Below are 10,935 nucleotides of genomic sequence, written 5' to 3' on the forward strand. Positions count from 1 at the left end.
GCGGCCCGCGCCGGCCCCGCCGCCGCGGCCGCCGCCCTGGTTGAACAGGCCGCCGAAGAGATCGGAGAAGCCCCCGGCCCCACCGGCTCCGCCCGCACCCGCGGCCCCTCCGAAGAGGTCGCCGATGTCGAAGTCACCGCCGGTGGTGGTGTATCGGCCCCCACCGGGAGGCGCGAATCCGCCGAACCCGCCGGAGGACACCTGCGCCCGGAACTCGTCGTACTCCTTGCGCTTGGCGGGGTCGCCGATGACGCTGTTGGCCTCGCCGACCCGCTTGAACTTCTCCTCGGCGGCTTTGTTCCCCGGGTTCTTGTCCGGGTGGTTGTCGCTCGCGAGCTTGCGGTACGCCTTGCGGATCTCGTCCGCCGTGGCGGACTTGGAGACGCCCAGTTCGGCGTAGTAGTCCTTCTCGACCCATTCGCGCTGACTCACCAGACGCCTCCTTTCCCTATCGGTTCCTGATCAGTTCCTACTTACCCGAAATCTCACTTTTCCACCTCGACCGCCGGTGTGCGGGTGACCGCACACCGGCGGCGGTGGAGGACGAGCGGATCAGCGGACGGTGACCATCGCCGACCGCAGGGTCCGCTCGCCGTGGCGATAGCCCTTGCGCAGGATCGTGCCCAGCACGGGCTCGGAGCCCTCCGACTCGTCCTGCACGGCCTCGTGGACGGACGGGTCGAACGCGTCGCCCTCCTCGCCGAAGGACTCGACCCCCTGGGAGGCCAGGACCGCGTGGACCCGGTCGGCGAAGGCCTTGAGCGGCCCCTCCTCCAGGTCCCCGTGCGCCCGTGCCCGCTCCAGGTCGTCGACGATCGTCAGGAGCTCGGTGAGGACCGAGCCCTTGGCGGTGTCGATGATGGCCTGTCGGTCCCGCTCGACGCGGCGGCGGTAGTTGGCGAACTCCGCCGACACGCGCTGCAGGTCCGCCGTCCGCTCGTCGAGCTGCGCCTGCAGCGCCGACGTGGCGTCGTCGTCGGACGACCGGTCGCCGGCGGCGCCGTCGGTGGTGGGGGCGGGGTCGTCCTCGACGATCTCGCCCTCCACCGCCTCCGACGGAGCGGCGCCGGTCTTGTCGTCCACCGCCTGCGCGGCGGCCACGTCCTGCGCGTCACCGCCCGCCCAGGCGGCCTTGTCCGTCTCCGGACCGTCAGCGTGTGGTGTGGTCACTGGAACTCACCCCTGGCTGTCTCGTCGTCCTCTGCGGCCGCCTCGACCTCGTCGGGCTCGACGCCGGCCGCACCTTCGGCCACGATCTCGGCCTCGGGGGCGACGGGGGCGTCCTGGACAAACTTCTCGTCCACGGCCTCCTCGTCGGTGGCCTCCGGGTCGCCGGGATCGGGGATTCCGGTCGCGTCGGTCACTTGTCGTCCCCCTTGGGCTCGTCCTCGTCCACGACCTCGGCGTCGACGACGTCGTCGTCAGCGGAACCCTCGGAGGTGGGGTCGCCGGCCTCGGCACCCTCTGCCGCGGCGGCCTCGTAAATGGCCTGGCCGACGGCCTGGGCCTCGGTGTTGACCTTCTCCACGGCGGCCTTGATCGCGTCGACGTCCGAGCCCTCGAGTGCGGTCTTGGCCTCGGCGATCGCGGCCTGGAGGGACTCCTTCTTGTCCGCGGGGACCTTGTCCTCGTTCTCCGAGACGAACTTCTCCGTCTGGTAGATCGTGGACTCGGCCTGGTTGCGGGCGTCGGCCTCCTCGCGGCGCTTGTGGTCCTCCTCCGCGTGGGCCTCGGCGTCCTTGATCATCTGGTCGATCTCCTCCTTGGACAGGCCCGAGCCGTCCTGGATGATGATCGTGTTCTCCTTGCCGGTGCCCTTGTCCTTGGCCGTCACGTGGACGATGCCGTTGGCGTCGATGTCGAAGGTGACCTCGATCTGCGGCACGCCGCGCGGCGCGGGGGCGATTCCGGCGAGCTCGAACGAGCCCAGCAGCTTGTTCTGCGCCGCCATCTCGCGCTCACCCTGGAACACCTGGATCTGCACCGACGGCTGGTTGTCGTCGGCCGTGGTGAAGGTCTCGGACCGCTTGGTGGGGATGGTCGTGTTGCGCTCGATGAGCTTGGTCATCACGCCACCCTTGGTCTCGATGCCCAGCGACAGCGGGGTCACGTCGAGCAGGAGCACGTCCTTGACCTCGCCGCGGAGCACGCCGGCCTGCAGCGCGGCGCCCACGGCGACGACCTCGTCCGGGTTGACGCCCTTGTTGGGCTCCTTGCCGCCGGTCAGCTCCTTGACCAGGTCGGACACGGCCGGCATGCGGGTCGAGCCACCGACGAGCACCACGTGGTCGATGGTGGACACGGCGATCCCGGCGTCCTTGATGACGGCCTGGAACGGCTTGCGGCACCGGTCGAGCAGGTCCTGCGTGATCTTCTGGAACTCCGAGCGCGACAGCGTCTCGTCGAGGAAGAGCGGGTTCTTGTCCGCGTCGACCGTGATGTACGGCAGGTTGATCGAGGTGGACTGACCGCTCGACAGCTCGATCTTCGCCTTCTCGGCGGCCTCACGCAGACGCTGGAGCGCCATCTTGTCCTTGGTGAGGTCGATGCCGTTCTGCGCCTTGAACTTGTCCACGAGCCAGTCGACGATCCGCTGGTCCCAGTCGTCACCACCGAGGTGGTTGTCACCGGAGGTCGCCCGGACCTCGACGACGCCGTCGCCGATGTCGAGCAGGGAGACGTCGAAGGTACCGCCACCGAGGTCGAAGACCAGGATGGTCTGCTCCTTGTCGCCCTTGTCCAGCCCGTACGCCAGTGCGGCCGCGGTGGGCTCGTTGACGATGCGCAGGACGTTCATGCCGGCGATCTGGCCGGCGTCCTTGGTGGCCTGACGCTGGGCGTCGTTGAAGTAGGCGGGGACGGTGATGACGGCGTCCGTCACCTCCTCACCGAGGTAGGACTCGGCGTCGCGCTTGAGCTTCTGGAGCGTGCGCGCGCTGATCTCCTGCGGGGTGTAGTTCTTGCCGTCGATCGAGTCCGACTTCCAGTCCGTGCCGATGTGGCGCTTGACCGAGCGGATGGTGCGGTCGACGTTGGTGACCGCCTGGTTCTTGGCCGGCTGGCCCACGAGGACCTCGCCGTTCTTGGCGAACGCGACCACCGACGGGGTCGTGCGCGACCCCTCGGCGTTGGCGATCACGTTGGCCTCGCCGCCCTCGAGGACGGCGACGCAGGAATTGGTGGTGCCGAGGTCGATACCGACTGCACGTCCCATGATGTTCTCCTTCTCTCCGCGCCGTTACCGCGCGGACGGGGGGTGGTCCGAAACTCTGTTGTTCAGCAGACCCGGCTCAAGGCTCGGATCAGTGACTCCACCCTGCCTCTCGGCGGTGGCGCCGTCAACCCAAGTTGAGTCCGGATCGCTGAGGTTTGACGCCCTGTACAACTGGGGACCGGCCCGATCCATTCCCGGGGTGATCCAGATCACGCGGAAACCTGCGCCCACCCGACTCAATCCGACGTGGCGCCCATCCACGCGCCCGCACGCCCGCACGCCCGCACGCATCCTCAACGACAAGACCGTTCCGCACACCCGCCTCCCGGGCGATGCGTGCGGAACGCTCTTCCCGACTGGGGAACGGACGACCTGAGCTAGATGACGCCCTGCGCGAGCATCGCGTCCGCGACGCGGCGGAAGCCGGCGATGTTGGCCCCGGCCGCCAGGTCGCCGGGCATCCCGTACTCCTCGGCGGTCGCGGCCGTGGTGGCATAGATGTTGGTCATGATGCGGTCGAGCTCGGAGTCGACGCGCTCGAAGTCCCACTGCAGCCGACCGGCGTTCTGGCGCATCTCCAACCCGCTGGTGGCCACACCGCCCGCGTTCGCGGCCTTGGCGGGCCCGAACAGGATGCCCTTCTCGCGGATCACCTCGACGGCCTCCTCGGTGCACGGCATGTTGGCCCCCTCGGCCACCAGGCGGCACCCGTTGCCCGCCAGGGTCCGCGCGGCGTCGCCGTCGAGCTCGTTCTGCGTCGCGCAGGGCAGTGCGATGTCGCACTTCACCTCCCACACCGAACGCCCCTCGACGAACTCGCAGTCACCCCGCTCCTCGGCGTAGACCGAGAGCCGCTCGCGTCGGACGTCCTTGACGTCGGCGAGAAGGTCCAGGTCGAGGCCCCTCTCGTCGACCACGTATCCGGAGCTGTCGGAGCAGGCCACGACGGTGGCTCCGAGTTGCGTGGCCTTCCTGGCCGCGTAGAGGGCCACGTTCCCGGACCCGGAGACGACAACGCGGGAGCCGTCGAGGCTGAAGTCGGTCTCGCGGAGCATCTCGCGGACGTAGTAGACGAGCCCGTAGCCCGTGGCCTCGGTCCTCGCCCAGGACCCGCCGTAGCCGATCCCCTTGCCGGTGATCACCCCCGCCTCGTTCCGGCCCGTGATCTTCCGATACTGGCCGTACAGGTAGCCGATCTCGCGGCCGCCCACGCCGATGTCCCCGGCGGGCACGTCCAGGTCCGCCCCGATGTGATGGGCGAGTTCGGCCATGAACGACTGGCAGAAGCGCATCACCTCGCCGTCGGTCCTACCGTGGGGGTCGAAGTCGGAGCCGCCCTTGCCACCTCCCAGCCCCAGGCCCGTGAGCGCGTTCTTGAAGACCTGCTCGAAGCCGAGGAACTTGAGGGTGTCCTCGTCGACGGACCGGTGGAACCGCAGACCACCCTTGTACGGACCCAGGTCGGAGCTGAACTGGACCCGGAAGCCGCGCTGGACCTGGATCACTCCCGAGTCGTCGACCCACGGCACGCGGAAGGACACCACTCGTTCGGGTTCGACGATCCGTTTGAGGATCCCGCCCTCGACGTACTCGGGATGCTGCGCGACCACGGGGGCGAGCGACTCGAGCACCTCGTGCACGGCCTGTCGGAATAGCTTCTGCCCGGGGTTGCGGGCCACCACGGACTCGAGCGCATCGTGCAGTGCGGCGTCGGCGTCGGACATGGGACCTCCGGTCAGGGGCTGCGGTCTTGGGGGCGATCTGAGGGCTGCGGCGTGAGGGCTGGGGACTACGTGTACGCGGACCACCCGCCTCGGGCGACACCTCGGACCGAGGTTCCGCAGGCCGGTGTCACGGCCGGAACCGCGTCGCCGCCGTGCCGCAGCCTAGCGTCTGTCCGCTTCCACCACCGATCCAGGCCGCGCCCGGACCCGCGGCGGACCACCCCGGGCGAAATTCCCCGCGGACGTGGATCCGGCCATACGATCTACGGTCACGGACCCGGCCGGTTCCCTTCCCGTCCCGATAGGAACAGTGACCCCCATGCGCCACCTCCCCCGCCGCCGCACCTGGAGTATCGGCGCCCTCGTCGCCGTGGTCGTGGTCGCGGCTCCGATCGCCGCCCAGGCCCAGCCACGCGACGGCGCCCCGGCGGTGGACGACTCCCGCGCGACACCCGCGATCGTGCACGAGTCCCTCGAGGACGCGCTCGCGGAGGTCGGCACCACCCCGGCCGGCTTCCGGACCCAGTCCGTCCTGGCCGACCGCCTGGCCGATGCCTCGGACGACTACACCGTCCGGTTCCCCGAGGCCTTCGCCGGCGTCAGGATCGTCGGAGCCGCCGGCCAGGTCGCGGTGGTCCGGGGCGCCGACCAGGCGGAGCCGTTGATCGCCGACGCCCGGTCCCGCGGGTTCACGGTGTACTCCGCACCCACGCCGGCCCGGCAACTCGACCAGACGGCTGAGCGGGCACAGGCCTGGGCGGATTCCCTGCCCCCGGCCGAGCGGGACGGGGTCACCGCGATCGACGTGGACCCCTCCACCGGCGACGTCACCGTGGTGGTGGAGGACTCGGGGGCCGCGCCGACTCCCCCCGCCGACCTCGGGGCGGGCGTGCGCCTCGCAGGCTTCCGCCCCGCCCAGGGTTCGCTCGGGTCGGGGACGGCGACGTTGCCCGACACCCAGAGCCCCACGATCCCGGACCCCGGCACCCTGCTGCCGAACTCCATGGTGGGCGGAACCCGCATGTACGTCCTGTCCCCCTCCCGCACCGTCGCCAACTGGTGCTCCCTCGGGTTCAACGGAATCCGCGACGGACGGGTCGTCAACATCACCGCAGCCCACTGCAGCTCCTTCACGGACCCCGCGACGGGACGACCCGTGTTCCGGCCCGGCACGATGTCGGAGGACAGCACCTCGCCGAGGCTCGGGACGTTCACGTCCGCAGAGGCCGACGAGGCCCTCGACGCGGCCCTGATCACCGTCGACCCCGAGGACGATCCACGTTTCCGGAACTCCCACGTCCTGGCCGACGGTCCGCAACCCCTCCCCCTGTCGGGCACGCAGTCCCCGGTCAGGGGGCAGACCCTCTGCAAGTTTGGTCAGAAGACCGGTTACACGTGCGGGAAGGTGTCCGGGATCGACTCGGCGACCCCGGGTGGGGTCAGGAACGTCACGATCGAGCTGTGCGCGATCGCCGGCGACAGTGGCGGTGTGGTGTTCTCCGAGACCCGCGCGGTGGCCGTGACGAGCCTCTCCAACGCCTTCGACCGTTATGACCAGCCCTACCCGAGCTGCGGGGTGGCCCGGACCGATCTCGCCGCGCGCGGGGCGGTCCCCCTGATGGTCGGGGTGACCGTCGGTGCGATCTCGGCCCGCTTCCCGGGACTCCAGGTCGGCGCGTCATGACACATCAATCCCACTAATCACACGTGTCACACTGGACTCAGTAATCACATCTCCGTAATCTTGGCCGCAACTGGTCGACCTGAAGTCGTCCACCGTGCATCACGGAAGGCCACCATGCGCACCACCTCGAAGTTCGCCGTCCTCACCGCCGCCGCGGCCCTGGTCGTCACCGCGACTCCCGCCGGCGCGGCCCCCGCCCCTGCTCCCGCCCCCACGGCGCCCTCGACGACGCAGGCGCTCCCCGCCCTCGACGCGGCCCTCGGATCGCAGTTGACCTCGCTGGTCGAGGCCCTGCGCCGGGATCTCGGACTGACCCCCGAGCAGTTCCTGGACCAGGCCGGGATCGGTGAGCGACTGGCCGAGTCCCGCCCACGGTGGGAGAAGGCGTTCCGCGACTCCTTCGGCGGCGTGTGGCTGGACGAGGAGGGCACGGGCCTGGTGGGCGTGGTCGCCGGGGAGGCCGGCGACCTGCTGCGTGCCGAGGCCACCGACGCCGGGTTCACCGTGCAGGACGTGGCCCTGACCACCGAGGAGCTCACCGCTCGCGAGCGACAGGTGGGCAAGATCGTCGACGACCTCCCGGAGGACCTTCGATCGCTCGTCACCGGGGTGCGGGTCGACCCCACCCGCAACACCGTGGTCGTGGCCACCCGCGGCGGGGAGGCCGCCCAGCTGGGCAACCTCACCGCCCGGCTGAAGGACCTCGCCGAGATCGACATGACCGAGGCCCCCGACCCCGCGTGGGACACCGCACCGTTCGGCAGTGAGGCGGGCGGGACCCAGTCCGACGGCGAACCGACCACCCAGGGGCTCGAACCCGCCACGACCCGCGCCGGCGCACCGGGCCCGACCGCCACCGGTGGCAACTCCGGATCGCTCGGCAGCCTGGCCCTGCTCAACCAGACCGGCGTCATCCCCGAGGGCCCGATGCGGACGATCGTCGAGCTCCTGTCCGGTCTCACTCCCGGCACCGGCTCGATCATCGACGGGATGAGCCAGACGATGGCGGACCCCGTCACCCCGGTCCCCGAGAACCAGACACGCGCCGACGGCCCCGCGCCGACCGGCCCCATCGCCGGGGGCACCGCCTACTCCGTCGCGGTCCCGGGCGGGATCCTCGAGTGCTCCACCGGGTTCAACGGCGAGCTCGACGGCACGCCCGTCGTCGTCACCGCCGCGCACTGTGCGGGCGCCGACGGCACCCGCGCCGCGTTCGCCGACGGCGAGGAGTTCGGCACCATGACGCGGACCCAGCGCGACGGCATCGACACGGCGCTCGTGGCCGTCGACCCGGAGCTCGCCGACCGCTTCCGCACCAACCTGGTCGGCGCCGGCCCCGACACCACCCAGGCGATCACCGGCACAGCCGACCCGGTCGTCGGACAGAAGGCCTGCAAGACAGGGTTCCGGACCGGTTTCTCCTGTGGCACCGTCTCCGAGGTCGGCGCGATGATCGACGTCGCCGGCTCCCGCACCATCGCCAACGCGTTCACGGTGGATCTCTGCGCCCTCCCCGGGGACAGCGGCGGCGTCGTGTTCTCGGGCGACAAGGCCCTGGGGATCTCCAGCGCCTCCAACGTCGCCGAGACCGGGACCTGCGCCAACGCCGACGCCGTGGCCAGGGAGAACGGGTACGTCCCGCGCCTGTCGGCGGTCCCGATCTCCGACGTCCTGGCCGCGCATCCCGGTCTGACGCTGCGCACCAACTGATCCAGAACGACCCGCGGGCCCCGTCCCACGAATCGAGTGCACTCCGCTAAGGGGAACCTCAACTCGTGGGACGGGGCCCGCGTGGCTTACCTTTAACGACAAGACCGTCGACGGGCACCCCTGGGGTCGTCAGGTGCTCGTGCGTCGAGAAGTGCGACGAAAGGCCGCGAACCATGTCAGGCGTGACCATCACTCTCGGGACGATCGGTGTCCTGCTCAGTTTATTTGCTTGGGCCTCATTCATCGGCGGCGTATCGCGGATGGTCCGGAGCATCCTGCTGGGCCAGAAGGACGGCTTCAACCGGTTCGGCTCCCCGTTCTTACGGATGAAGAACACGTTCGTCGAGGTGGCCGCCCACACCCGGATGGCCAGGAAGCGGTCGGTCGGCTTCTTCCACTGGTTCGTCATGATCGGCTTCATGCTCGGCTCGATCGTCTGGTTCGAGGCCTACATCCAGACGTTCAACCCGCGCGGCGGCTGGCCGTGGCTGTCGGATCAGACGTGGTACCACGGGCTCGACGAATTCCTCGGCCTGGGCACCGTCATCGGCATCACCGTGCTCATCATCATCCGCCAGGTCAACCAGCGTCGGGGCCTCAACCGCTTCAACGGTTCCGACCGCAGGGCCGCGTACTTCGTGGAGACCGTCGTCCTCCTCGAGGGCCTGGGCATGATCTTCGTCAAGGCCGGCAAGCTCTCGCTGTACCGCGCCGAAGGCCAGGACTTCCACTGGTCGACCGACTGGGTCTCCGGCCCCATCTCCACGGTCCTGCCGGCCAACGAGCTCATGGTCTCCATCTTCGCGCTGATCAAGCTGCTCACCGGCATGATCTGGCTGTACGTCGTCGGCCGCAACATCACCTGGGGCGTCGCCTGGCACCGCTTCTCCGCGTTCTTCAACATCTACTTCAAGCGCGAGGCCGACGGCCGCACCGCGCTGGGCGCCCTCAAGCCGATGACCATGGACGGCGAGGCGCTGACCATGGAGAAGATCGAGGAGCGCACCGAGGCGGACGAGGACTTCGAGCCCGTCCTGGGTGCGGGCGCGATCGAGGACTTCTCGTGGAAGGGCTGGCTGGACTTCTCCACCTGTACCGAGTGTGGCCGTTGCCAGGAGCAGTGCCCCGCCTGGAACACCGGCAAGCCGCTGAGCCCCAAGCTCATGATCATGGCCCTGCGTGACCACGCCCACGCCAAGGCTCCGTACCTGCTCGCCGGCGGTAAGACCACGATGGGCGAGGAGACGGGACTCGTCGACGCCGAGGGCAACCCGGACGAGAAGAAGCTGGCCAGGATCCCCGAGGCCGCCCGCCTCGAGGCCCAGCGCCCGCTGGTCGGCCACACCACCGCCGACGTGTCCGACGACCCGATGGCCGCCGGCATCATCGACCCGGAGGCCCTGTGGTCCTGCACCACCTGTGGCGCCTGCGTCGAGCAGTGCCCGGTGGACATCGAGCACGTCGATCACTTCATCGACATGCGTCGCTACCAGGTGCTCATCGAGTCGGAGTTCCCCACCGAGCTCGCCGGCCTGTTCAAGAACCTCGAGAACAAGGGCAACCCCTGGGGCCAAAACAACTCGGGCCGCGATGACTGGATGAAGACCCTCGACTTCGACATCCCGGTCATCGGCTCGGACATCGAGGACTTCTCGAACACCGAGTACCTCTTCTGGGTCGGCTGTGCCGGTGCCTTCGAGGACCGCGCCAAGAAGACCACCCAGGCCGTCGCCACGCTGCTTCACACGGCCGGCGTGAAGTTCGCCGTCCTGGGCCAGGGTGAGACCTGTACCGGTGACTCCGCCCGCCGCGCGGGCAACGAGTTCCTGTTCCAGATGCTCGCCGAGCAGAACATCGAGACCATGAACAACGCCTTCGACGGCGTGCCCACCGGCCAGCGCAAGGTCGTCGTGACCTGTGCCCACTGCCTCAACGCGCTGAAGAACGAGTACGGCGACTTCGGCGGCGACTACCAGGTGGTCCACCACACGCAGCTGCTCAACCGTCTCGTGCGGGAGAAGCGACTCGTGCCGGTCGCCCCGATCGACGGCGGCGTGACCTATCACGACCCGTGCTACCTCGGCCGGCACAACAAGGTCTACGAGGCCCCGCGTGAGCTCATGGACGGTTCCGGAGTGACCCTCACGGAGATGCCCCGCCACGGCCAGCGCTCCATGTGCTGTGGCGCCGGCGGCGCGCGCATGTGGATGGAGGAGACGGTCGGCAAGCGAATCAACATCGACCGCGTCGACGAGGCACTGTCGACCAAGGCGACCAAGATCGCCACCGGCTGCCCGTTCTGTCGGGTGATGCTCTCCGACGGCGCCACCGCGCAGACCGACGGCACCGAACTGGAGGGTCAGGTCGAGGTCGTGGACGTGGCCCAGCTCCTGCTGGAGTCCGTCACCCGCGACGGCGGTCTGCCGGGGCCCCGCGAGGCCGCATGGCTGGAGCAGCCGAAGCGCGAGAAGACGTCCGCGGAGAAGGAGGCCGCCGAGGCCGAGGCCGCGACGCCTGCCGAGGCCAGGACCGCGGTCGCCGAACCCGCCGGAACACCGGACAACCCGGTGATCGACGAGGGCGAGGGCGCCGAGGTGGCCGCC

The 10,935-nt window shown here is 69.6% G+C and carries 8 protein-coding genes; 3 read left to right on the forward strand and 5 right to left on the reverse strand.

Annotated elements, in window-relative coordinates; all coding sequences use genetic code 11:
* The 5 genes from G6028_RS14215 to gdhA form a co-directional block, all read right to left on the reverse strand.
* Nucleotides 1–432: DnaJ domain-containing protein (locus tag G6028_RS14215; protein WP_182659265.1), on the reverse strand; the 432-nt coding region annotated here is incomplete at its 3' end.
* A 120-nt stretch (nt 433–552) separates the two neighbouring features.
* Nucleotides 553–1,170 (reverse strand): nucleotide exchange factor GrpE, encoded by a 618-nt coding sequence (grpE, locus tag G6028_RS14220; RefSeq protein WP_179523531.1) that lies wholly within the window; start codon nt 1,168–1,170, stop codon nt 553–555.
* The gene (locus tag G6028_RS14225; protein ID WP_182659266.1) at nt 1,167–1,364 is read right to left on the reverse strand and encodes a hypothetical protein; all 198 of its coding nucleotides are present in this window, start codon (nt 1,362–1,364) and stop codon (nt 1,167–1,169) included. The genes grpE and G6028_RS14225 overlap by 4 nt, the downstream gene beginning before the upstream one ends.
* On the reverse strand, nt 1,361–3,214 hold the full coding sequence (dnaK, locus tag G6028_RS14230) for a molecular chaperone DnaK (protein ID WP_182659267.1): 1,854 nt from the start codon (nt 3,212–3,214) through the stop codon (nt 1,361–1,363). Before dnaK ends, G6028_RS14225 begins: the two co-directional genes overlap by 4 nt.
* A gap of 377 nt (nt 3,215–3,591) precedes the next feature.
* Complete coding sequence (gene gdhA / locus G6028_RS14235; protein WP_179523534.1) at nt 3,592–4,938, reverse strand: NADP-specific glutamate dehydrogenase; 1,347 nt, start codon at nt 4,936–4,938, stop codon at nt 3,592–3,594.
* Between the two features lie 319 nt (nt 4,939–5,257).
* Here gdhA and G6028_RS14240 point away from each other — a divergent pair, with 319 nt between their 5' ends.
* The 3 genes from G6028_RS14240 to G6028_RS14250 all read left to right on the forward strand — a co-directional run.
* Nucleotides 5,258–6,622 (forward strand): S1 family peptidase, encoded by a 1,365-nt coding sequence (locus G6028_RS14240; RefSeq protein ID WP_182659268.1) that lies wholly within the window; start codon nt 5,258–5,260, stop codon nt 6,620–6,622.
* Between the two features lie 114 nt (nt 6,623–6,736).
* On the forward strand, nt 6,737–8,332 hold the full coding sequence (locus G6028_RS14245; protein ID WP_182659269.1) for a S1 family peptidase: 1,596 nt from the start codon (nt 6,737–6,739) through the stop codon (nt 8,330–8,332).
* A 173-nt stretch (nt 8,333–8,505) separates the two neighbouring features.
* Nucleotides 8,506–10,935, forward strand: a 2,430-nt coding sequence (locus tag G6028_RS14250) for a (Fe-S)-binding protein (protein ID WP_182659270.1), incomplete at its 3' end; no start/stop codon positions are given.

Source organism: Dietzia cercidiphylli (genome assembly GCF_014145145.1).
Classification (GTDB): domain Bacteria; phylum Actinomycetota; class Actinomycetes; order Mycobacteriales; family Mycobacteriaceae; genus Dietzia; species Dietzia natronolimnaea.